This window comes from Marinomonas rhodophyticola (genome assembly GCF_026113935.1).
Classification (GTDB): Bacteria; Pseudomonadota; Gammaproteobacteria; order Pseudomonadales; family Marinomonadaceae; genus Marinomonas; species Marinomonas rhodophyticola.
Genome location: NZ_JAPEUL010000004.1, coordinates 325,892 through 349,530, shown reverse-complemented (window position 1 = coordinate 349,530; position 23,639 = coordinate 325,892). Strand labels below are relative to the sequence as shown.

The window sequence follows — 23,639 nt, the reverse complement described above, 5'->3', positions numbered from 1 at the left end:
GGGTACTAATCAGGAAAAATTAACGCGGTGATATAACTACGATTAGTCCCGCATAACACAACATCTTGCACAAAGGGCGCAAAGGCACTGATGAATTTTGCCCGCAAGGTTCCCGCACTCACCCAAGTACCGCTGTCCAATTTAAAATCTTCGGACACTCGGCCATCAAAACGAAAACCACGCTGTGGCGCGTTTTCATCAAGATAAGCAATGGCGTCACCTAAACAATAATAGCCTTCTTCATCAAATGCTTTCGCTGTCAATTCTGGTTGACGCCAGTAACCCGGCATCACGGTTTCCGCTTTGACACGCGCTTCTAACTTACCTTCATTTGGCACCAACTTGATAGAAACCCCAGTGAGCTGGCACGCCAATCACACCGGACGTGGATTCTTCAACCGAGGCAAAGGTCGCAGAAGGCGCGGTTTCCGTACAACCCAACCCAGTCACCATGGGGATTTTCTTGCCCGTATATTGAATCGCCAAAGCATCCAAATCATCCCAAATATGCTGAGCCAAACCCGCTGCGGCAAAAAAAGTAAACTGTAAACGGGCAAAAAACTTCTCTGCAAGCTCACTGTCGGCTTTTAAATGTTTCACCAACAACTCAAAGCCTTTTGGCACGTTAAAGTACACAGTAGGCGAAACCTCGGCCAAATTACGTAAGGTCTTGGCAAACAGTTTTTCGGTTGGTTTACCGTCATCAAGATACAGACTGCCGCCGTTATACAAGGCAATCCCGATGTTATGGTTGCCACCAAATGTATGATTCCAAGGCAACCAGTCCACCATAATCGGCGGCTGATCTTTCAAAAACTGCATAACCTGATGAATCATCACCTGATTAGCACAAATCATACGCTGAGTATTGATCACGCCTTTTGGCATGCCTGTGGTGCCAGATGTAAACAAAATCTTCGCAATCGTATCACCAGTAACCTGAGCGTTCTGTACATCAACCGCCGTAGATTCTGGGTAATCCCAAGCAGATTGAAAGGAGATAATAGGATTAGCAATCTTTGCCGCTACTGCGTTTTCAAGAGTATTCCCTTTCAACACCATCACGGGGATTTGATCATCATGACATACAGCTTGAATGGCAGATTCATAAGGCGCTAATTCATCAACCACTATCATACCAGGGTCAAAATATCAAAAATCCCCTGCAGTTTTGTGTAGTCCGTCGCAATAAGAGAATACGCGGGAGAGAGCGGCGAATGAGCAATGCCAACATACATGCCCGCTAAGGCCAGCATTAAATGCTCCAAACTGTTGCCACACAGAAAGACAATTGGACGCTCAACCGAAACAGGCTGGGTCAATAGCCAAGAGGCGATTTTACGCACTCTGGTCACCGCCTGTGCATAGGTTACCTTATGCCAATCACCTTGTTCATCGCGTTCTGCAACAAACAATTGGTCTGGTGTTTTTTCCGCCCAATATTCAAGCTGATCCGTCCAACAACGCGCGTAGTCATCTAACGCCTTTTGACTATTAATGATTTGCACACCATCCTCTCGTTTCTCAATATCAATAGGATGGGCAACGACTTTAATAGGATGAAATTCACCGTTCATTTTTTGCTCCCACAACCACTTTGGTTATTTTTATGCGGCTAGAGTGTTAGGGCGTGATTTATTAACCACGGCCGAATTGTTATTGTTTTCTCGACTTCAGACCTTACGGCCTATTTTAAAATTCATATTCGCTAAGACCTAAGCCAGCGTTTTCAACGACCTTCAACGCCGCCATGGCTGACGGCAAACGGTAAGCACCATAAAAAGCCACCATGGCCTTAATATTTTGCTCGTAAGAGGCATCATAACTGCCCTCTACTTGCTGATAAGACAAGGTGTTACAAAGCTGCCAAATACAACACAGCACACCCATCGCTTCTAAAAATGGCACAGATACGGCATGCAGAGTCTCAGCATCAGAGTCATCGTTTAACAAGCGCGAGGCTCAATACAGCTTTCACCGCAGCAACCACTTGCAAGGCTTCTTTCGCCATAGGCGCCAACATCACGTCTGACTCAAAAGGGCGAATATATTGAGCCATTTCTGCCAACAACTCAGTTACCGCCTTACCCTGATCACCACGCACTTTTCTAAACACCAAGTCTCGGGCTTGAATCCCCGTTGTGCCTTCATAAATCGTCGTAACCCGTGCATCACGCATGATTTGCGCGACGCCGGTTTCTTCCACAAAGCCCATACCGCCAAACACCTGAACCACTTGCCCCGCCATCACATTGGCGCGCTCGGTGGCAAAGGCTTTAAAAATCGGTGTCAACAAAGCGACTCGTTCTTTTTTCGATTGACTGTTTTTCGAGGAATGATCAGCCGCCTCGGTCGCATCAATTTGCGCCGCAATCTGATAACCCAAAGCACGTAAGGCAAAGGTTTCCGAACGCATCTCTAGCAACATGCGCTTCACATCAGCGTGTGCAACAATGGCCACTTTTTCGCCTTGTTTATTTGTCCCTTGGGTGCGCTCATGGGCGTAGGCCAAAGCACGTTGATAACCTAATTCACCTAAGGCCACGCCTTGCAAACCACAACTTAATCGGGCTTCGTTCATCAACACAAACATCGCCATTAAGCCTTGATTCAGCTCCCCCACTAACTCGCCAATACAATTGTCTTGATCGCCATAACTAATGGAGCAGGTTGGGCTGCCATGAAGTCCCATTTTGTGCTCAATGCCAGTGCAACGAATATCGTTAAATTCTCCTAACGCCCCGTTGTCCGTCACCCGATATTTGGGCACGATAAATAACGAAATGCCGCGACTCCCTGCTGGCGCATCAGGGGTTCTCGCCAATACCAAATGAACAATATTGTCAGTTAGATCATGCTCACCATAGGTAATGTAAATTTTCTGGCCTTTAATGGCATAAGTGCCATCCGCTTGCGGAATCGCCTTAGTGTTAAGTGCCCCTAAGTCCGATCCGGCATTAGGCTCAGTCAACGCCATTGCCACGGTCCATTCACCACTGACAATGTTGGGCAAATAGCGGTTTTGAATGGCGTCGCTGGCAAAGTTCAATAGAATCTCTGAACCGCCTTGAGCCAAGGCTTGAAACATCACAAAGGCCAAATTAGCCGACAGCCACATTTCATTAACCGGCTGAGCGATGTACTTAGGAAGACCTTGTCCACCAAATTTTTCTGGCAACGCCAGACCAATCCAACCTGATGCAGCAAATTGCTGATACGCCTCTTGCCAGCCATCTGGTGTGATGACTTTTCCCTGTTGCCCATGGCCGTCTTGAAAACGACAGCCTTGCACATCGCCAACGGAATTCAATGGCGCAAGCACGCCAGCGGCGAATTTCGCCGCTTCTTCCATCACCGCATTGGCCAATTCAGGATCAAAACCGTCTAGCGACTCCAGCGTCGCTAAACCTTGTTGATGATAGGCTTGTGCCACCAGCCGTTGCATATCTTTATAAGGCGCTTGATAGGTCATCATCGACTCCAGAATACAATCATCAAACTATTTCGCAGCCATACGAATCGCACCATCAAGACGAATCACTTCGCCATTGAGCATGCCATTTTCAATGATATGTTGCGCTAACGCAGCGTATTCATCTGGCTCGCCAAGACGCGGTGGGAATGGTACAGATTCGCCCAAAGACTTTTGCACCTCTTCTGGCAACACATCCATCATGGGAGTTTTGAATAAGCCTGGCGCTATGGTCATCACACGAATACCAAAGCGTGCTAACTCACGGGCAATCGGTAACGTCATGGCACAAACCCCACCTTTAGAAGCCGCATAGCCTGCTTGACCAATCTGACCATCAAACGCCGCCACAGACGCCGTATTAATAATCACACCACGCTCTAAATTCGCTTCTGGCTCGTTGTGCTGCATCTTGTCAGCCACCAAACGAATCATGTTAAACGTACCGATTAAGTTTACTGACACCGCACGCTGAAACGACGCCAAACGATGTGGGCCTTCACGACCAACAATACGTTCTGCGCCTGGAATACCCGCGCAGTTGACCAAACCACTGATCGGACCAAACGCCTCAACCGCTTGATCAATCGCATTTTGCACCGAATCTTCGTCAACGATATCCGTCACACAACCTTGCACACGCTCACCTAAAGCCGCTTTCACACGGGTCAAGCCCGCTTCATTCACATCGGCTAAAGTAACTTTTGCGCCTAAACCATGTAAACGACGCGCAACCGCCTCACCAATACCCGAAGCCGAACCGGTCACCACAAAATGTTTGTCTTGAATTTGCATCTAAATACTCCTGATCTTGCTGTTATTTTTATTACCAAGGGCAAACTTACTTCGCTTTTTTACGGTTCAAAAACGCATCAATACGTGCTTTAACTTCGTCGCTGGTTTGCGTAATACCGCAAATCAATGACTCGGTGTACAAACCTTCTTGTGCCGACATGTTGCTAATACGACCAAGCCCAGTCGTCATTGCCCAATTAGAATATTTTGAGTTTTTGCCGATGCCTTCTGCTATCTCAAAGGCTTTCGCTAACGCTTCACCGTTGCCAACCACATAATGCGCTAAACCAATACGTAGACCTTCGTCGGCTTTGACATCTCGACCCGTCAACATCATTTCTGTCATACGACTAACACCGATCACATTCGCCACGTTGACGGACGCACCACCACCGACAAAAATGCCATGCTTGCCTTCAGGTAAACGATAGAAAGTATTTTCTTCACTGACTCGCACGTGAGCACAAATTGCCAGCTCCAAACCACCACCAATCACAGCACCATGCATAGCAGCGACAACCGGAATACCAGAATCACTAATATGACCAAATACCCGATGCCACATGTTGGAATGCTTCACCACTTCAAAAGGCTCACGGGCTTTGTGCTCTTGTAAATCAAGACCAGAGCAAAATTCAGGGCCATTACCAGAAAACACAATGACATTGACATCATCGGTTAAATTCAAAAACACCTGCTCAATCTCAAGACATAAACTGTCATTGATCGCATTTTTCTTCTCAGGGCGATTCAGCTGCAGATGCGCAATGCCATTTTCTACGGAGTAATTAATAAATTGATAAGTCATCTTGGATTACCTTTAAAATTTTATAATGAGCGATCTGAAACCTTGATAACCACCGCCATACCGGTATCACCTGCCGCACAACCGGTAAACAAACCATAACCGCCGCCTTTTATGACCAGCTCTTCAATCAGCTCAATAATGGCGCGCATACCGGTTGGTCCTTGAGGGTGCCCCCAAATCAACGAACAACCATAGTTATTCATCGTCATCACATCGATGCCCATGGCTTTCGCCAAAGCCACATCATTCACCGCAAATGGGTTGTGCGTTTTAATGGCGGAAACTTGTTTGATATCAATACCCGCTACCGCTAGGGCGCGTTTCGCCGCCTCAATGGGCGCGGCTGGCATATAAGCAAGATCATCACGAGCTTGCCCAAAACCTAGCACTTCAATTCTGATTTCAGGACGAGCCGTCAGGGATGCCACATCTTCGGAGCGACAAAGAATCGCCGACGCATTACCGTCAGCGGGATGCGTTTGGTTACCGTAGGTAATGACTCCGCCTTCTTGAATTGGCTTCAGCTTCTGCAGGCCTTCTAGCGTCGTTGGGAACACCCCTTCATCACCCGTAATGACCGTTTCTTCTTTTTTGAAGTTAGCGGTTGGCACAGACAACGGCAGCGTCATATAACGCTTTTGAAAAGCTTGATCGTCTTTTAACGCATCTTGATACTGCTCATAACGACGGAAAGTAACCAGATCCAATTCTTCACGGGTGATATCAAAACGCTTAGCGACGTTTTCACCGGTTTGCATCATCGAATGACCGCCCACACAATCGTTCATCATGTTGTAAGTCACTTGATCTTCTGACGCGCCAGCTGGGCCTTTGGCATTCGGATAATAAATATGTGGGCCATTTGAGCAACGATCTGCTGTGATCAACAAAGACACATTCGCCATGCCACAAACAATTTCGGATGCGGCAGCAAACAAACCACGAGCACTGGTCGCACACACTTGATTCACCGCATGGCCTGCGGTGTTTACCGCACCAATGTCATACAAAGGCCAAGGCGCACCGTTGAAAGATTGGTACTGGTTCACCGTCATACCCAATACGCCTGAGTCAAAAATCAACGGATCGATATGACGTTTGGCTAACTCGGCTTTCGCCACATGGGCGGCAAACTTCATTGAATGCAAATGCTGTAATGAGCCTTGCCACTTAGTGAACGGCGTACTCCAATAAGCGCCGTAAGGAATTTCGACATTCTTGATAGACATAAAATTTTCTCGCTTATCGATTATTGTTGTTTTTATAACTGAACGTCTGATGCCATGATGCTGGCCAAGCCACCCCATTGTTCGGCAAAAATGGCTTCTGGCATGGTTTTAAGATCGTCTGCTATCACAGGTCTAAACGCCATGGCACTCAATACGTCTTTTTCTAGATCCAAACCCTGGGCGATTTCAGTCAGCACCATACCTTCTTGACGCAACTCAAGAACACAACGCTCTGTGACGAACACCACAGGCTGATGATTGGCACGCGCCACCGCACCACTAAAGGTAATGTGATCCACCGCTTCGACAAACTTCTGCACCTTGCCTTCTTCTAGCACTTTCATCTTGCCGTTTTCGAAACCAAGCTTAGCGCCGTTCACCAAGGTGCCGCAGAACACCACTTTTTTAGCGCTCTGGGAAATATTGATAAAACCACCCGGCCCGACGACTTTAGGACCAAATTTACTGACGTTTAAATTGCCATCTTTGTCTGCTTGCGCCAGTCCCAAGAAGGCAATATCCAAACCGCCACCGTCATAAAAATCGAACTGTGCTTCGTGTTCAATAATGGCATCCGCATTCCACGCGGCGCCAAAGTCACCGCCAGAGGCTGGAATACCGCCATAAGTGCCAAGCTCGGTTGTTAAAGTAAACAAATGAGAGACTTTTTCTTCTGCTGCAATAGCGGCAACACCGTCAGGCATACCAATACCAAGGTTCACCATAACGTTGGCTTTCAACTCCATGGCTGCCCGACGGGCAATCACTTTTCGATCACTAAATGGCATAGGCGGCAACGCGTTTAATGGCACCCGTGAGTTACCTGCTAAGCCTGGGTTATAGGTGGTTGTAATGGTTTGTTTGTGATCTTCAGCAGGCGCGACGGTGATGTAATCTACCAATACGCCCGGCACTTTGACTTCTTTTGGATGAATTGAGTGTCGTTCAGCGATGTATTTCACTTGCGCAATGACAATACCACCGCTGTTTTTAGCGGCTTGGGCCATAGGTAAGATTTCCGCTAACATAGCTTCTTCTTCTACGGACAAATTGCCATTTTCGTCAGCGGTTGTGGCGCGAATGACCACCACATCTAATGGGAATTTTTTATATAGTAACCACTCTTCGTCTTCAATCGTGATGCGCTTGACCAAGTCTTCCGTGGTTAAAGACGTGACCTTACCGCCGCTAATTAAAGGATCAACATAGGTCCCCATGCCGACTTTAGTAATGACGCCCGGTTTATTCCCTGCAATCTGACGCCACATAGTCGTCAATACGCCTTGCGGCAACAGGTAGGCTTCAATGGCATTATCTGTGATCATCTGCGCCATTTTGGGCGCTTGACCGGTATGACCAGAGATCAAACGCTTCACCAAATTCGGATGCGCCATGTGCGACATGCCAGCCTCTTTACCATTACCACAACCACAGTCATGAATTAACGTTAACTGTTGTGGGTGCCCTGTCTCGATGAAGCGTTGCTCAACGGCCTTAGCAACACCTTCGGCAAAATACGACATGCCCACTGTAGACCAAGCTACATTGGCACCATCAGGGATCAAATCGGCGGCTTGCGCTAGGGAAATAACCTTACTCATTTTTACCCTCACATCTGTTTTATATTTGTTTAATTAGTTGGGGATTTTTTAATGTTGTACATTACAACTATTTTTATTACAAACTTTTTTTGAGGGCGTTACTTTTTTTGAATACCTTGAGTGAAAATTCTATAAAGACGATTGTTGAAAAGCACAACAATTTGTGTCAAAAAGGTATTATTCTTAGGAAGGAATGTGAAAAAGAATGGCGGATATCATTATTTGTCATCGCTTTAACAATAAAAAAAGCACTTACATAACAAAAACAATCAGGTGATTAAAATGAATAAAATAAAACTAAAAAGCTTGGCGCTTCTTGCGGACTCAATCCTGTCAATCAATGCCATCGCGGCGGATCCTGAATATACATTCAAGCTGCACCACATGCTGCCACCAGCATCTAATGCGCACGCCAACTTCTTGCAGCCTTGGGCTGAACAAGTTGAAAAAGATTCAAACGGTCGTATTCACATTGAGCTTTACCCTTCTATGCAACTAGGCGGTAGCCCTCCACAGTTATTCGACCAAGTCCGCAAAGGCATCGTTGATCTAACATGGACGGTCGGTGGTTATACACCTGGACGTTTCCCTAAAGCCACCGTATTTGAACTGCCTTTTGTGCCAGTTAATGCTCGCGTTACCAGTATGGCCTTACAAGAATACGCCGAAACAGAAATGCAAGATGAACTAAAAGATGTTCACTTGCTTGCAATGCACACGCATTTCCCTGGCTCTCTTCACTCTCGTGAAAAAGACATTAAAACACTAGAAGACCTAAAAGGTCTTAAAGTACGTGCGCCGAACAAAATGCTTGCTGACGCCTTAAACATCATTGGTGCCAATACGGTATTCATGCCTGTACCAACCATGCCAAGCGCCCTTTCCAAAGGGGTTATTGATGTCACTGCGCTACCATTTGAAGTCGTTAAACCACTTAAAATTCAAGAGTTGGCGACACACCAAACCGAGTTTAAAGGCGACCGAGGCTTCTATACTCAATTCTTCATTTTCGCGATGAACAAAGACAGTTACGCCAAATTGCCTGACGATCTTAAAAAGGTCATCGATCAAAACTCTGGTGTTCCTTTAGCAGGTTTCATTGGCGACGCCTTTGATGCTTATGAAGTTGGAGCCGTAAAGAAGCGGTTGATCGTGGCAATACTTTCAATACCATCGAAGGCGCTGAATACGAACATTGGAAAACAACACTGGCGCCTGTTACGACACAATGGATAGAAGATATGAACAAGGAAGGCTACGAGGCTCAACGTCTTTTGGATAAAGCAAACTCGCTTATTCAAAAATACCAAAACTTTTAAGCCATCGAGTTGGATGAGTTAGCATGATCAAATTAACTGTAGACATAAACAGATCTATTCTAGGTCGTTTGTCGAATCTATTTGCGCTAACGGGTGGTTTTATCATGTTAATGCTGGCGGTGATTACCGTCGCCAGCATTATCGGTAGAACAACCATTGGTCAATCGATTGAAGGCGATTATGAAATCACTGAAATGGGTCTCGCCATGGCAATATTTCTTTTTCTGCCTGAATGTTACATCAGAAAAGGCCATGTTGTGGTTGATCTATTTACAGCACATTGCAAACCAAGCACGCTGTTTAAATTAGATACGCTTAGCGATTTGATTTTTACTGTAGTCGCGTTTCTCTTTGCCTATCGCATGAGCCTTAGCGGCCTCGAAGCCAAGGAATACATGGAGCAATCCATGTTACTCGCCTTACCTACTTGGTGGATATACGTTGTTGGCGTTGTCACCATGACACTTTGTGGCATGTGTGGTCTGTATAACCTGTTCCACGCGATCGTTGGAGACAAACATGAGTAATATTGAGCTGGCCTTTTTCATGATGGCAGCCCTGCTCGTTCTAATGAGCATCCGTATTCCGATTGCATTAACCATGCTCGTTTGTGGCGCGGTTGGCTACTCTCTTATTGGTGGCTTTCCAGCCTTGTTGGAATACCTTGGTACGGCGCCCATTTCTAAATTTTCTACTTACGATTTGTCGGTCGTCCCTTTATTTCTATTGATGGGAGAACTCGCTACCCGCTCAGGCATCACAGCGGAGCTATTCCGTACTTGTAATACTTGGATTGGTCGTCAACGGGGCGGTATCGCCATGGCCGCCATTGCAGGTTGTGCGGCATTTGGGGCAATTTGTGGCTCATCTTTGGCAACAGCGTCCACCATGGGTAAAGTGGCGCTCCCTGAAATGAAACGCCTTAATTATTCTGGCAGTTTAGCGGCTGGCGCACTGGCCGCTGGTGGAACTCTAGGTATCTTAATTCCGCCATCAATGGTATTGATCATTTTTGCAGTATTAACAGAACAAAATATTTCAAAAATGTTCATCGCGGCTTTTATACCGGGCTTTTTAGCAGCGGGTGGTTACATTCTTGCCATTGCTATCTATGTGCGTATTTATCCGAATTCCGGACCTAGAGGTGAAAAAACCACCTGGTCTCAAAAAATTAAATCCACGAAAGATGTGTGGCACATTACGGGGATTTTCTTGACCGTATTGGGTGGCATTTACATGGGGATTTTTACCCCAACAGAAGCCGCCTCCGTCGGGGTAATTTTAACCGCTATTCTTGCGCTTACCCATGGGAAAATGCGTTTAGATGGCCTGTTAGTCTGCTTAATGCGAACCGCTGTTTCTTCCGCTATGATCTTTTTCATCGTGTTAGGCGCGGATCTTTTTAGTGTCTTTATTGCCCTATCCAGATTGCCAGACTTAGGGGTTGAACTCATACAGAACTCAGGTTTATCGCCTTATACCATACTCGTCTGCATGCTACTGACTTACTTGGTAATGGGCTGTTTCTTAGACAGTCTAGCCATGATATTGCTGACCATTCCTATCTATTTCCCGATGATAATGGTGATGGATTTTGGCATACCGCAAGCGGACTTGGGGATTTGGTTTGGTATACTCGCGTTGATTGTCGTAGAGGTTGGACTGATTACACCACCAGTGGGTATGAACGTCTTTATCATTAAATCCTTTGATGATGCCCTAAAACTCAAAGACTGTTTCAAAGGGGTCATTCCCTTCTTGATCTCAGACTTTGTTAGGGTCGCCTTGCTGATTATCTTCCCAGGCATCAGCTTAGGACTGGTTCATCTAATTAGCTAATGGTCACCTCGACACAATAAGCAACAAAAAGCTGGCACAGCGCCAGCTTTTTCACCTATAGAGTCCTCAACAGTTTAGCATTACACCAATATCAATTTTTATATTACAATGCCTGTTTACCCAATAAAAAGAATGAGACCCACATGGCTGACGATACAAAAAACACAGACCAATCGGTAGATTTCGGCATACTCAATAACCTCGTTGGCTATCGCCTACGCCGTGCCCAACTGAACTTTTTTAGCAAGTTCTCCGAAGTATGTTCTGACTTGGGTATTAGCCCTGGTCTATTTGCCATTATAGCCATCGTAGAACGCAACCCTGGCTTAACACAAACCGCCGTGGCACAAGCCCTTGGCAATGACAGATCCGCCATGGTCGCTGCCGTGGATAAACTTGAAAAAATGGATATCCTAGAGCGCCGACCTGCTGTTAATGATCGTCGCTCATACGCCCTATTCATGACCAAATACGGCAAAAAGTTTTTCCAAACGCTCAGTGGACGAGTTATGGAGCATGAAAAAAACATGGCGTCACGCTTAGAAGGCGAACAAGAGCTAGAGTGGTTACTTAAAACCCTCGATATCTTATCTCAGTAAACAATAGAAAAGGGGGCAGGACAGGTAAGATGCCTCCCCCTTTCTCTTGCGCTACGTCAAGCTTTATAAATGAAACCCAAGCGTTATCGAGGTTTTTAAGTTATAAATAACAGACCCTTTTAAACAAAACGACAGGACCACGTTTTATGAAAGTTGCTGTTTTTTCCTGCAAACCTTACGACAAAAGAACCCTCGCCACCTTCACAAAAGACGCAGACGTGTCCATGACCTATTTTGAAAGTCGCCTCAGTATGGAGACGATCAGCTTAGTAAAGGGCTTTGATGCGGTGTCTTGTTTCGTCAACGACGACGTTAATGCCGACGTCATTCACTTGTTAAAACAACAAGGCGTCAACACCATCGCCTTGCGCTGCGCCGGCTTTAATAACGTCGACCTAGAAGCCGCCAAAGCCGAAGGCATCAAGGTATTTCACGTGCCAGATTACAGCCCGACCTCCGTTGCCGAACACGCTGTTGCACTCATTATGACCCTGAATCGCAAAACCCATCGTGCTTACCACCGAGTCAAAGAAGGCAACTTTGCCCTTGAAGGACTAATGGGATTCAACCTAGCCGGAAAGACCGTTGGCTGCATCGGCACAGGACGCATCGGCGCGGCATTTTGCCGCATCATGAAAGGCTTTGGCTGCCGTGTTCTGTGTTATGACTTATACCCATCACAAGAACTTATTGACCAAGGCTGCCAATACATCACACTGGATGAGATCTACCAACAAAGCGACATCATTAGCCTGCATTGTCCTTTGAACGCCTCCACTCATCACCTCATCAACAAACACAGCTTAGACAAAATGAAAGACGGTGTAATGATCATCAACACCAGCCGTGGCGCCCTGGTCCACGCGCAAGAAGCCATCGACGCTCTTTACAGCGGTAAAATCGGCTACCTCGGCTTAGATGTCTATGAGCAAGAAAACAAAATCTTTTTTGAAGACATGTCTTCCCACATCATCCAAGACAGCGTCTTCCAGCTCATGCTCACCTTTCCAAACGTCGTCGTAACAGGCCACCAAGGCTACTTCACCATCGAAGCACTCAACCACATCGCCCAAACCACCGTCGACAACCTACTGCACCACCAAAGTGACAGCAGCGGCGCAAGGCAATTGGCGTAAATACCCTTATTTCAACTAGATACGCTTGTTTAGTATGATGGCAGAATCATTAGCTAAACAAGCGAAAGGATAGTATTTTTGTGATACGACCTTTATCATTGTTCTCAAGAACAAAAGACTGTTGAGAGACCAAGAAATAATGTCAAAAGCTGATGAAAAAAGACTGCTATTAAAAATAGCGACACTCTATTACCAAGATGGTTTAAAGCAAGCAGACATAGCAAAAACACTACGATTATCACAATCTCAAGTGTCTAGAGCGATTACTCGATGTCTCAAAGAGGGCATAGTAAAAATCAGTGTTATTCAGCCGCCTTCTGTTTTTATTGGTTTAGAATCCCAAATTCAACAGCGTTTCAACGTCTCTAACGTAATTGTCGTCGACATTGAAGATAACCCCAGTGATGCACAGATCAAACGTGTAATAGGCTCTTCAGCCGCCCATTATTTAGATACATCATTACGAGACGGTGACCTAATTGGTATCTCTTCTTGGAGTGATACCATTCGCTCCATGGTCGACCACTTACACTCAACCAAAGCAAAAGCAAAAGGCGTTATTCAAGTGTTAGGTGGTGTCGGACACAATGGAAATATTCAGGCAACCATACTAACGCAAAACATGGCGGATATTCTGTCCTGTGATGCCTTTATGCTGCCAGCACAAAGTATTGAGCATTCTCTAGAAGACAAAAATAAACTGCTCAGCACAGACGAAGTATCAGAAGTAGTGGAAATGTTTAATAAAGTAAACCTTGCCATTGTCGGCATCGGCATGCTTGAACCATCGAACCTACTACGAAATTCTGGCAACTACTACGATACAAAGATATTAAAAGAACTGGCTAGCAAAGGTGCCGTAGGCGACATTTGTCTACATTACTACGATAAAGAAGGTAAGCCGGTTATTAAGCTTGAAGATGACCCTGTAATAGGTATGTCGCTAGAACAACTTGAATCATGTGAACTCGTCGTTGCCCTAGCGGGCGGCCTAGATAAAGTAGAAGCCATAAAAGGCGCTTTATCTGGAAACTACATTGATGTGCTAATCACTGATAGAATCACTGCTGAAGCGATTTTGAAACATTAACATAAGCGACATTTCTTAACAGCCAATGCCCACTCCTGATAACGATTTTGCCAGTAATCATATTTACCTTGTCTAGGGGTGAATAAAGTTCCATCACTTTCAAATGCTGAAAGCGCTTCCTTATTATTCCACCAGCCAATTGCAAGCCCAGCAAGATAACCAGCACCAACCGCGGAGACCTCAGCAACACCTCCTCTACGAATAGGAACACCAAGTAAATCTGCACTGGGCCTGCATCAACCAATTATTCAATGTTGGACCACCATCGACGCAAAGACACTCTATTGCTTCTGGTAATTCTTCGGCAATCATATAAAACACATCTGCTACCTGAAAGAGTACCGACTCAAAAGCCGCTCGAGCAAGATCTGCTCGCTCTGTTGCGCTTTTCAACCCACAAAAAATACCAGTCGCATCTAAATCCCAGTAAGGTGCACCAAGTCCAGACAAGGCCGGTACAAAAAATACAGAATGATCGATATCCGCCTGAGCAGCCAACTGGCACATAGCGTCCATGCTTTCGACACCTAGCATGCGTCGAGTCCAATCTATCGCCGAGCCAGTGTGAGTAATATTACCCTCTAGTCCATAAAATAATGTCGAATCCTCCCACGCTATTGTGGTACTGATCTCATTGCGAATACTCGGTAGTGTCGGCATCGCAGCCATCACTGAACTGCCAGTCCCATAGGTTGCTTTAACAACCCCTGTTTTATAACCGCCATGCCCAAACAAAGCAGCATGAGAATCGCCTATTTGAGATGCCACAGGAATACCTTGCTGAAGCACACCAAACTCACGAGTCAAACCAACGATATGAGAAGAAGCCACAACAGGAGGCAACGCTGCATTAGGAATCCCTAATCGCTCTAAAACAGTGTCATCCCAAACTTGCTTACCAATATTATAAAGCTGTGTTCGAGAAGCATTAGAAGCATCGGTCACAAATACGTTATTGGTCATATTCCAGACCATCCAAGTATTAATAGTACCGATGCAAATATCTCCTTTTTCCGCTCGAATATGACCATCAGGAATTTGTTGCAGAGCCATGGAGACTTTCGTAGCGGGAAACATCGGATCAAGCGTTAACCCAGTCGATTGTTGTACATAACGACTAAATACATCATCTTGACGCAAGATCTCACAAAGAGACTCTGAACGCCTACATTGCCAGCTTATGACTTGAGTCAAAGGCCTACCAGTACTTCTTTCCCAAAGTAAAACAGATTCCCGCTGATTACTGATTGCAATCGCTTCTATTTGAACACTTTCAGCAATCGAGCCAACTGCTAGTGCAATAGACTCTTTCATCTTTTCGATGATTTCAAGAGGATCCTGCTCAACCAACCCAACTGAGGGATGACTAATAGACAAAGGGACAGAACCTTTACCAATGACCTTTCCGAGCGGATCCAAAAGTAACGACTTAACATTTGTCGTTCCTTCATCTATGGCTAAAATCACCTTACGCATTCAATGTCTCGCTTTGCAACAGCTGTTGGCACACAGCAACAATCCCCATACTATCAATAGATAGCATTTTACGAGTATAAGGGCGGTCTCCTGCGGCGGCATAACCACCATCTTCTACACCAAGACGCACTAACTTAGCAACAATGCCCTGTTCCGCCATAATTTCAGCAACCACGCTACCCAGTCCGCCGTTAATATTATGCTCTTCCACACTAATAATGTGCTTCGTCTCGCCGAACATCTTAGCTAAAGTCTGTTTATTAAGAGGACGAATAGATGACACATTGACCACAGAAACGTCTATTCCTTGTTCTTTCAATACATCAGACGCAGCTACCGCTTCGTGAACCACAGACCCCAAAGCACAAATGACCACCTGTTTTCCCGAGCGAAGCAAAGACGGTTCACCAGCAACAAACTGATAATTTTCATCATGCAATTCAGGTAATGCTTTACCATCCATACGAATGTAAACGAGTACCTCCTCTGCTATCGCATAATCGATGATTTGCTTACATTCTAGTGGGCAACTGGGTGCAAAAATCCTAATATTACCAAACCCTCTCATGACACTAATATCATCTATTGAGTGATGAGTACTCGCTAAAGGTCCGTAACTGGCACCAGAATTCAACCCAAATAACTTCACATTGGTATTGTTATAGCAAACATCCACTTTTACCTGCTCATTTGCACGAGAAATTAAAAAAGGTGCTGCATTACAAGTTACGGCCACTTTTCCCGCCAACGCCAAGCCAGCGGCGGTACCGACTAATACTTGCTCGGCAATCCCAACATTAACAAGGCGATCAGGAAAAGCATCTACAAAAGGTTTAATCTTTGCAGTAGAAGTTGAATCCGCAACGACAGGAACGAATCTACACCATTTTGAACGGCATCGATAAAGCACTGCACCATAATATTGGCAAAATGTTCACTGTTAGACATCACTTAACTCCTTTAATGCAAGTTCCACTTCATCACCTTTAGGCACTCTATGATGCCATTCTGGACGCCCGCAATAAAAGAAACCCCTGCACCTTTTATTGTATTGGCAATCACCACATTAGGTTTACCTTCTGCTTTAAGCCCTTCTAGAGTCTCAACAACCGAGGCCACATTATTGCCATCACATTGAGTGACATTAAAACCAAACGCCTGCCACTTTTTATCTAGCGGGTCCGTTTTCATAATTGATTCAGTGGATCCTGCTAGCTGCAAGTTATTCTTATCATTGATCACAATAAGGTTATCAAGTTTATAGTGAGCCGCCACCAAAGCCGCTTCCCAGTTACTCCCTCCGCTAATTCACCATCTCCCGTTAGTACATACACTTTCCTTGGATTAGCATCACGTTTCGCTGCCAATGCCATCCCTACTGCAACAGGAAGACCATGCCCCAAAGCACCTGTGTTTAATTCCACTCCTGGGGTTTTCTGACGAACAGGATGACCACGTAAATGAGAGTCATTATGTTGATACGTTGACAGCCACTCTTCAGGAAAATAACCCGCCTCAGCAAGGCAGCAATAATAACCACCAACAGCATGACCTTTAGATTGAATATAGATATCACGAGTATCATCAGTTAAACGATCTGGCGCACAATTCAATATACGAAAATACAAAGCGGTAACGATTTCTACCTGAGACAAATCAGCCCCTGTGTGCCCGCCTGCCGGACTGTTCGCATTTAGGTTAATTATCTTTCTTCGGACTGAACGCGCTTTGCGTTCAAGCCCCTCAACTTCTAGTTTAAAAGGATTCATATATCCTCCTGTTAAATAAGGTGGTATGAATTAAATTTCTTACATGAATATTTATTCGATTTAATCAAAAAAATCTGCTGATTTACCAGCAGACAAATCCACCATCAACCAATAAGTCTACGCCCGTACAAAATGACGCAGCATCAGAAGATAAAAAGATCGCAGGACCTACCATTTCGTCAACTCTAGCCATTCTTCCCATGGGAGTTTGACGCTCAAATTCTTTAGTTTGATGAATCATTTCTGGTCGAGTATTCATTGGTGTCGCTGTGTAGCCAGGACTGATAGAGTTAACACGTATGTTTTTATCGACCCATTCCATTGCTAGACTTTTTGTTAGATGGATTACGCCGGCTTTAGATGTGTTGTAATGAGCCTGCTCCAAGCCACGGTTCACAATCACGCCAGACATGGAAGCGATATTGACAATTGAGCCTCCACCGCTTTTTTCCATTAATTCAGCTTGAGCTTTACAAGAATGCCAAATACCAGTCAAATTAATATCAATCACTCGCTGCCATTGGTCTAGTTGCATATCTAACGCAGGATTGGCATTAGCAATCCCAGCAGCATTCACAGCAATATCAAGACGGCCATAAGTGTCTTCTGTCAACTGAACAGCAGATCGTAAAGATTCAAAATCACACACGTCGCCAGTATAAGAAATCGCGTCACCACCCATGCTTTTAATGCTTTGCACCGTGTCAGCTAAACCGCCGTCATCGCGTAAATCAAAACAAGTAACCTTAGCGCCAGCACTAGCCAAGGCCTGAGCAATGCATTGCCCTATCCCACTTCCAGCTCCAGTGACCATAGCCACTCGTCCAGATAAATCAAAAAGTTTGGCTGCATTTATATTGAAATCAAGCATCATATTTACCTAATTGAAGATATTTAAAATTTACAATCATAGACAAACCCTACCTATCCGAAGGCTGTCGCTAACTCCATCACCGAGACATCATTCGCCTTATCACGATCCAAAATCCCCGTCATTTTTCCTTCAGCCATGACCATAATGCGATTGGAAATGCCCAACACTTCTTCAAGATCCGAACTCACCACAATGACAGCAATGCCTTTATTAGCTAATTCAACGATGATTTCGTAGATAGAGGATCGAGCACCAACATCAATACCTCGAGTGGGTTCATCAAGGACAACTACTTTAGGATCTTTTGCCAGCCATTTAGCCAAAATCACTTTTTGCTGATTGCCACCAGACATTTCACCTGCGTTTTGCCCACCGCTACCCTTTACACCAAAACGAGCTATACCCGCTGCTGCGTATTTTTTGATACTACCAGGGCTAATAAAACCGAATTTGGAAATCGTGGATAAATTCGCATAGGCGATGTTGTCTTCTATGGAATGGTCGAGTACCAACCCCTGTAGCTTTCTATCCTCAGGCACAAGTACCACACCATTTTCAATAGAATGCGTAGGTGTACTAGGCGTAATATCCTTACCATGCAAAAAAACTTGTCCCGTTGCGATCGGGTCTGCGCCAGTTATCGCTCGAACCATTTCAGTTCTACCTGCACCGATAAGACCAGCAATACCAAATATTTCGCCTTTTTTAACGGAAAAATTAATATCGTGGAACGTACCATTTGGCGAAGATAAGTTTTTGACTTCTATGCATACCTCGTCTTTAGGCACCGGTATGGTGGGAAACATTTGGTTGAGATCTCGTCCTACCATGCTTTCAACAATAGTTCGAATTGGGACATCACCAGTATCAAAGTTCTCTACTGTATTTCCATCACGCATAACCACCAGACGGTCTGCCACCTTACGTATCTCTTCTAAGCGATGAGAAATATAAATAATCCCAACACCATCAGCTTTTAACCGTTCAATTTGTTTAAACAAGAAGCTCGGTCTCGGCTCCACCAAGGGCCGCCGTCGGCTCATCTAATATTAATAGCTTAGCGTTTAGAGCAAGAGCTTTAGCTATTTCTATCAGTTGCTGGTTGGCCGTTGAAAGACCGCGCACCAAAGTGGATGCCGAAATGTTCAGACCAAGTCTTTCTATCTGAGCTTGCGCTCGCTGCTCCATCTCTCTACGGCTAACAAAACCACCTTTGCTCGGCCAACGACCGATAAAGACATTTTCAGCAATAGATAGATGTTCCAGTAGTCGCAGCTCCTGATGGATAAGTACAAGGCCTGAATTAATTGCTTCTCGCGGACTATTAGGCGAATAAGTTTCACCCATCCATGTCATTTCCCCAGAGCTTTGGTGAAAACCACCAGCAATGATATTGGAGGTTGTCGACTTACCAGCGCCGTTTTCACCCAACAACGCCACGACTTCTCCGGGTAAACCTCAAGATCTATACCGTGTAACACTTCTGTCGGACCAAAGCTTTTACGGATTTGACGCAGAGTGAGAATAGGTTTTCGTTCAGTCGTCATGATTTTGTTAGCTCCAGAATTAACGATTACGGATGATCAACAATAAATGCATCAACGTTTGCAGACGTCGTTAAGACCGCATCAATAATCTGCTCTTTTGGCACCGTACCACCAGCTGCAAGTTTGATGACTGAATCAACAGCTAAACGTCCCATGGCACGTGTACTCTGTGTTGCAGTCACATCAAACACACCTTTTTGGATAGCAAGCAATGCACCAGTATCACCATCGTAACCGCCGATAAACACTCTTTGTTTCGTCCCCGAAGCAGCTACAGCCTTAGCGGCCCCCATTGCTAAACCATCAGCTTGCCCAAAAATCAGATTAACTTTTGGGTAAGCCTGAAGTAGATTTTGAGTAATAGAAAAGCCTTCGTCTTGTGACCAACGCTCACTCCATTGATTAGCAACCAGTTTTACTCCAGGGTTTTCTGCAATCGCTTGCTCACAGCCTTTGGTACGATTCACTTCCGGCGTTACGCCCTTTTGGCCATGAATCATAATCATCTCACCCTTACCATTTGCTAAACCGATAATGTGATTACAAACCTCATAAGCAGATTTAACCCCTTCACCCGCGATAAAGGTATCACCTGGCTCAGTTTCAGCATTACGATCTAAGTTCACTACAGGAATACCGGCAGCACGAGCCAAACGAGGTGGTACAGTCGCCGCAGCAGCACCAGCTGGAATATACAAAAAAGCATCAATATTTTGAGTCATTAAATCTTGAACTTGGCTTACCTGCGTAGAGCTGTCGTCATTGGCATTAACCGTAATAACCTGAATGCCCTTTTTCACAGCATATTCTTCAACAGATTCTTTAATCTGGATAAAGTAATTAGCAGACAAGTTAGGTACAGCCAAACCTATTTTTTTGACTTCTGCTGCGCCAGCACCAGCGGACACGAGAGAAGCAGAAACAGCACAAGATAATAGCAATTTTTTAGTTTTCATAAGGGGTTCCCCTCCTAGATTATTATTTTTATTAAATACCGCTTAACACTTATCCGCGGCTTCTAAGATCATCCGATAAAAGCATCGGATGATTTACACTTCGATCTAAAATCCATTCATTTGATTACCAACGCATCCATTTTTATTTCTTTTTCAATGCCTCGATAGAGACAGCTAACGCAATAACAAGACCAATCACCACTTGTTGCATGAAAGGAGAAACGCCTAAAAGATTCAGCCCATTACGCAGAACACCAATAATCAAAACCCCAATAATGGTGCCAACTAAACTGCCTGTGCCGCCCGACAAACTAGTGCCACCAATCACCACAGCAGCGATCGCATCAAGCTCATATGAAACACCTGCCTGAGGCTGTACAGAATCAAGCCTAGCGCCAAGTAATACTCCAGCCACACCAGACAAAACCGCAGCAAAGACATAAACACCGACCGTATGTAGCTTCACTTTAATACCTGCAAGACGGGCAACTTCTGCGTTACCACCAATAGCGTATAGGCTACGTCCGCCCGAAGTGAATTTTAGATAAGCCCAACAAATAACAAACACAGCGAGCATGATGCCAACCGTAATCGTCAAGACACCGCCATAACGGATGACCGCCATCAAATTAAACCATGCAGGAAAACTAATAATTTGATGCCCATCACTAACCATATTTGCTAGTCCACGGGCCGCAGACATCATCGCTAACGTAGCGATAAATGCAGGAACTCGAAAAAAAGCAATTAACAACCCAGACACAAGACCAGCCAAAGCAGAAACAAGTAAGCCAACCGCGATAGCTGCTTCCATTGACCAACCTAACTCTTTAGCAAAATAGCCCATAACCATGCCGCATAGAGCAAGTATGGAGCCAACAGAAAGATCAATTCCACCGATTAAAATCACAAATGTCATTCCAACGGCAAGAATACCTAGAACCGTTATTTGGTCGAGGATGTTGACAAAATTTCGTAACGAAAAGAAAGAATCAGTCGTAAGAGAGAGGAAAAAACAGAGTAGCAACAGGCCAATTAATGGTCCTGTAGAACCACCGAATAAGAAAGATGCACCAACTCGGCTGCGCAGCATAGGTATCACTCCAATAAATTATTTTGTTTTTATACTATATTGAATATTTATTCATATATGTTTAATTATTCATTTAATACTAATCATTCACCGGACAAGCTGTCAAGCATTAAAAAAGAACTTACAAGACAACTTTTTTGTTGACCTTTTTTGATTAAATATTCTAATGTGGATTTTTATTCAACAAACAGGAATTAACAGGTGACTTTATGACTAATAAATATAAAAACGTCGTCGTATGTGGTGGTAACAAAGGAATAGGTTTAGGTATTACAGAGCGCTTTCTACACGACGGGTTCAATGTTGTTGTTGGTACAATTGATAAAGATTACGCCCAAACGATAGAAAAACTAAAAAACGACTATCCGCAACAAATTATCAGCTTCCTCGAATGCGACGTAAGCTCGGTAGACTCTATTAAAGTGTTTTATAAACAAGCCTTTGAATTGATGGGATCTATTGACATTTCCATTCAAAATGCAGGGGTTATTCGCATTTCAAAGCTAGAAGATGTCACTGAAAAAGACTGGGATATAACTCTAGATGTAAATACCAAAGGCATGTTTTTTTGCTGTAAAGAAGCCATCAGCTACATGAAAAAAGCAGGTAACGGTGGTCGTCTAATCAACACAGCCTCAGGTCAAGCAAGAGATGGTTTTATCTATACACCTCATTACGCAGCTAGCAAATTTGGCGTCATAGGACTAACACAAAGCTTAGCGAAAGAAGTGGCAACAAATAACATTACGGTGAATTCCATCTGCCCTGGCATCATACATACCGATATGTGGGACTACAATGACCGTGTATGGGGACAACTAATGGGCGACTTTAAACCAGGAGAACTAATGAATTCTTGGGTAGAAAACATCCCGATGAAACGTGCAGGCACAGTAGAGGAAGTTGCAGGGTTAATCGCCTTCCTAGCTGGCTCTGATGCTGGTTACATTACAGGACAAGCAATCAATGTCGATGGTGGACTTATCATGTCTTAATCAGCACTCATTGTATAAGGTGATATCTAACTATAAAAAAAGATCTAGTGATTATTCAATAGATCTTTTTTATGCATGAAATCGACTCAAAACTAAACCAATTACCCATTAATTCTCGTATTCATCAGGTATAATTCGTGAACCTTGGGGAATGCAAAAGGAGTGACGAAAGATGAACCTCGATAAAGCAACGCAAGAAAGACTGATCAATATCGTCCGTCAAGCTGGCCAAGAGATCGTCATGCCTAATTTTCGTCAATTGAGCGCGGCGGATGTCGAAACCAAAAGCAGCCTCACCGACCTAGTCACCATGGCCGACAAAGCCAGCGAAGCCTTTATTACCAAAGAAATCCAACACGCCTTTCCAGACTGGGACATCGTCGGTGAAGAAGCCGTGGCGGAAGACCCTTCTACCACAGACAACATTGCCACCGCTGACACCTGCGTCATCATCGACCCTATCGACGGCACATGGAACTACGCCCATGGTTTATCCGAGTTTGGCATGATACTCGCCGTGGTGGTGAAAGGTGTAACACGTTTTGGCTTGCTGTATGACCCAGTGAACGATGACTGGGTTTATGCCAATCGAGGCGAAGGGGCGTTTTTTCAACGCAACGCCATGAATAACAAAGGCACGCATCAAACGCCAACTCAAGCTCCATTGGCCTTACATCTCAGCACCACCGCAGAGACCGACCTTGATAAGCTCTTTGGCATCATGTCCGTTAACTCCTACACCGGACAGAAAAAACAAGACTTCGCCCTCAAAGCAAGTCGCTTTGTGCGCATCAATAACCTGCCCTCTTGCCCAGCGTATCGCCAAATCGCCCAAGGCCACTTTCACTTCAGCCTCACCTACAAAATGCTGCCATGGGATCACGCCGCTGGCGTACTGATTTACAACGAAGCGGGCGGAGTTTGTCGAACACTCGACGGCCAAGAATATAACCCAGCCATGCTAGACGGCGAAATGCTTGCAGCCCAGTCAGAACAACAATGGCGAGCCTTGGCGGAGTATTTTTGTCGCTAAGCGTTAAA

24 protein-coding genes and 1 pseudogene are annotated in these 23,639 nt (G+C 44.9%); 8 read left to right on the top strand and 17 right to left on the bottom strand.

Going from position 1 to position 23,639, the window contains the following annotated elements; all coding sequences use genetic code 11:
- Positions 1 to 5: 5 nt before the first annotated feature.
- The 9 genes from ONZ52_RS02310 to ONZ52_RS02270 all read right to left on the bottom strand — a co-directional run bounded on the left by ONZ52_RS02310 (position 6) and on the right by ONZ52_RS02270 (position 7,905).
- Entirely contained in the window at positions 6 to 341 is a 336-nt protein-coding gene (locus ONZ52_RS02310) for a hypothetical protein (RefSeq protein WP_265217019.1), read from the bottom strand.
- A complete protein-coding gene (locus ONZ52_RS02305) occupies positions 328 to 1,137 on the bottom strand; it encodes an AMP-binding protein (RefSeq protein WP_265217018.1) in 810 nt (269 codons plus the stop codon). The genes ONZ52_RS02310 and ONZ52_RS02305 overlap by 14 nt, the downstream gene beginning before the upstream one ends.
- The gene (locus ONZ52_RS02300) at positions 1,134 to 1,577 is read right to left on the bottom strand and encodes an AMP-binding protein (RefSeq protein WP_265217017.1); all 444 of its coding nucleotides are present in this window, start codon (positions 1,575 to 1,577) and stop codon (positions 1,134 to 1,136) included. Before ONZ52_RS02300 ends, ONZ52_RS02305 begins: the two co-directional genes overlap by 4 nt.
- A gap of 115 nt (positions 1,578 to 1,692) precedes the next feature.
- Positions 1,693 to 1,953, bottom strand: a complete 261-nt coding sequence (locus ONZ52_RS02295) for an acyl-CoA dehydrogenase C-terminal domain-containing protein (RefSeq protein WP_265217016.1) — start codon at positions 1,951 to 1,953, stop codon at positions 1,693 to 1,695.
- Positions 1,940 to 3,475 carry an acyl-CoA dehydrogenase family protein gene (locus ONZ52_RS02290; RefSeq protein ID WP_265217015.1) on the bottom strand — a complete coding sequence of 512 codons (1,536 nt, stop codon included), beginning with the start codon at positions 3,473 to 3,475 and terminating at the stop codon, positions 1,940 to 1,942. The genes ONZ52_RS02295 and ONZ52_RS02290 overlap by 14 nt, the downstream gene beginning before the upstream one ends.
- A gap of 24 nt (positions 3,476 to 3,499) precedes the next feature.
- A complete protein-coding gene (locus ONZ52_RS02285) occupies positions 3,500 to 4,267 on the bottom strand; it encodes a 3-hydroxyacyl-CoA dehydrogenase (RefSeq protein ID WP_265217014.1) in 768 nt (255 codons plus the stop codon).
- 46 nt (positions 4,268 to 4,313) lie between these two features.
- Positions 4,314 to 5,075: a crotonase/enoyl-CoA hydratase family protein gene (locus ONZ52_RS02280; RefSeq protein WP_265217012.1), complete on the bottom strand. Its 762-nt coding sequence runs from the start codon at positions 5,073 to 5,075 to the stop codon at positions 4,314 to 4,316.
- 20 nt (positions 5,076 to 5,095) lie between these two features.
- Positions 5,096 to 6,304 (bottom strand): thiolase family protein, encoded by a 1,209-nt coding sequence (locus ONZ52_RS02275; protein ID WP_265217011.1) that lies wholly within the window; start codon positions 6,302 to 6,304, stop codon positions 5,096 to 5,098.
- 32 nt (positions 6,305 to 6,336) lie between these two features.
- Positions 6,337 to 7,905: an acyl CoA:acetate/3-ketoacid CoA transferase gene (locus ONZ52_RS02270; RefSeq protein WP_265217010.1), complete on the bottom strand. Its 1,569-nt coding sequence runs from the start codon at positions 7,903 to 7,905 to the stop codon at positions 6,337 to 6,339.
- 282 nt (positions 7,906 to 8,187) lie between these two features.
- Between ONZ52_RS02270 and ONZ52_RS02265 the strand changes: the two genes are divergently transcribed.
- The 6 genes from ONZ52_RS02265 (at position 8,188) to ONZ52_RS02240 (ending at position 13,888) form a co-directional block, all read left to right on the top strand.
- A complete protein-coding gene (locus tag ONZ52_RS02265) occupies positions 8,188 to 9,141 on the top strand; it encodes a TRAP transporter substrate-binding protein (RefSeq protein WP_265217009.1) in 954 nt (317 codons plus the stop codon).
- A gap of 106 nt (positions 9,142 to 9,247) precedes the next feature.
- Positions 9,248 to 9,751 (top strand): TRAP transporter small permease, encoded by a 504-nt coding sequence (locus ONZ52_RS02260; protein ID WP_265217008.1) that lies wholly within the window; start codon positions 9,248 to 9,250, stop codon positions 9,749 to 9,751.
- Entirely contained in the window at positions 9,744 to 11,063 is a 1,320-nt protein-coding gene (locus ONZ52_RS02255) for a TRAP transporter large permease (protein WP_265217007.1), read from the top strand. The genes ONZ52_RS02260 and ONZ52_RS02255 overlap by 8 nt, the downstream gene beginning before the upstream one ends.
- A gap of 143 nt (positions 11,064 to 11,206) precedes the next feature.
- Positions 11,207 to 11,662: a MarR family winged helix-turn-helix transcriptional regulator gene (locus ONZ52_RS02250; protein ID WP_265217006.1), complete on the top strand. Its 456-nt coding sequence runs from the start codon at positions 11,207 to 11,209 to the stop codon at positions 11,660 to 11,662.
- A gap of 146 nt (positions 11,663 to 11,808) precedes the next feature.
- Positions 11,809 to 12,798 (top strand): 2-hydroxyacid dehydrogenase, encoded by a 990-nt coding sequence (locus ONZ52_RS02245; RefSeq protein WP_265217005.1) that lies wholly within the window; start codon positions 11,809 to 11,811, stop codon positions 12,796 to 12,798.
- A 139-nt stretch (positions 12,799 to 12,937) separates the two neighbouring features.
- A complete protein-coding gene (locus ONZ52_RS02240) occupies positions 12,938 to 13,888 on the top strand; it encodes a sugar-binding transcriptional regulator (protein ID WP_265217004.1) in 951 nt (316 codons plus the stop codon).
- 195 nt (positions 13,889 to 14,083) lie between these two features.
- Here ONZ52_RS02240 and ONZ52_RS02235 read toward each other — a convergent pair whose 3' ends face one another.
- The 8 genes and pseudogenes from ONZ52_RS02235 to ONZ52_RS02200 all read right to left on the bottom strand — a co-directional run bounded on the left by ONZ52_RS02235 (position 14,084) and on the right by ONZ52_RS02200 (position 21,603).
- The gene (locus ONZ52_RS02235) at positions 14,084 to 15,364 is read right to left on the bottom strand and encodes an FGGY family carbohydrate kinase (protein WP_265217003.1); all 1,281 of its coding nucleotides are present in this window, start codon (positions 15,362 to 15,364) and stop codon (positions 14,084 to 14,086) included.
- Positions 15,357 to 16,274, bottom strand: a complete 918-nt coding sequence (locus tag ONZ52_RS02230; protein WP_265217002.1) for a transketolase family protein — start codon at positions 16,272 to 16,274, stop codon at positions 15,357 to 15,359. The genes ONZ52_RS02235 and ONZ52_RS02230 overlap by 8 nt, the downstream gene beginning before the upstream one ends.
- Before the next feature lie 50 nt (positions 16,275 to 16,324).
- Positions 16,325 to 17,133 (bottom strand): annotated as a pseudogene (locus tag ONZ52_RS02225) (transketolase).
- An 82-nt stretch (positions 17,134 to 17,215) separates the two neighbouring features.
- Complete coding sequence (locus ONZ52_RS02220; RefSeq protein ID WP_265217001.1) at positions 17,216 to 18,004, bottom strand: SDR family oxidoreductase; 789 nt, start codon at positions 18,002 to 18,004, stop codon at positions 17,216 to 17,218.
- Between the two features lie 53 nt (positions 18,005 to 18,057).
- Positions 18,058 to 19,008, bottom strand: a complete 951-nt coding sequence (locus ONZ52_RS02215) for a sugar ABC transporter ATP-binding protein (RefSeq protein WP_265217000.1) — start codon at positions 19,006 to 19,008, stop codon at positions 18,058 to 18,060.
- Positions 19,001 to 19,447: an ATP-binding cassette domain-containing protein gene (locus ONZ52_RS02210; RefSeq protein ID WP_265216999.1), complete on the bottom strand. Its 447-nt coding sequence runs from the start codon at positions 19,445 to 19,447 to the stop codon at positions 19,001 to 19,003. The genes ONZ52_RS02215 and ONZ52_RS02210 overlap by 8 nt, the downstream gene beginning before the upstream one ends.
- A 133-nt stretch (positions 19,448 to 19,580) precedes the next feature.
- The gene (locus ONZ52_RS02205; protein WP_265216998.1) at positions 19,581 to 20,510 is read right to left on the bottom strand and encodes a substrate-binding domain-containing protein; all 930 of its coding nucleotides are present in this window, start codon (positions 20,508 to 20,510) and stop codon (positions 19,581 to 19,583) included.
- Between the two features lie 142 nt (positions 20,511 to 20,652).
- Positions 20,653 to 21,603, bottom strand: coding sequence for an ABC transporter permease (locus tag ONZ52_RS02200; protein WP_265216997.1), 951 nt, complete (start codon positions 21,601 to 21,603; stop codon positions 20,653 to 20,655).
- A 209-nt stretch (positions 21,604 to 21,812) separates the two neighbouring features.
- Here ONZ52_RS02200 and ONZ52_RS02195 point away from each other — a divergent pair, with 209 nt between their 5' ends.
- Together ONZ52_RS02195 and ONZ52_RS02190 are read left to right on the top strand one after the other, a co-directional pair.
- Positions 21,813 to 22,598, top strand: a complete 786-nt coding sequence (locus ONZ52_RS02195) for an SDR family oxidoreductase (protein ID WP_265216996.1) — start codon at positions 21,813 to 21,815, stop codon at positions 22,596 to 22,598.
- 172 nt (positions 22,599 to 22,770) lie between these two features.
- Positions 22,771 to 23,631, top strand: a complete 861-nt coding sequence (locus ONZ52_RS02190; protein ID WP_265216995.1) for an inositol monophosphatase family protein — start codon at positions 22,771 to 22,773, stop codon at positions 23,629 to 23,631.
- The last annotated feature ends 8 nt before the right edge of the window (positions 23,632 to 23,639 follow it).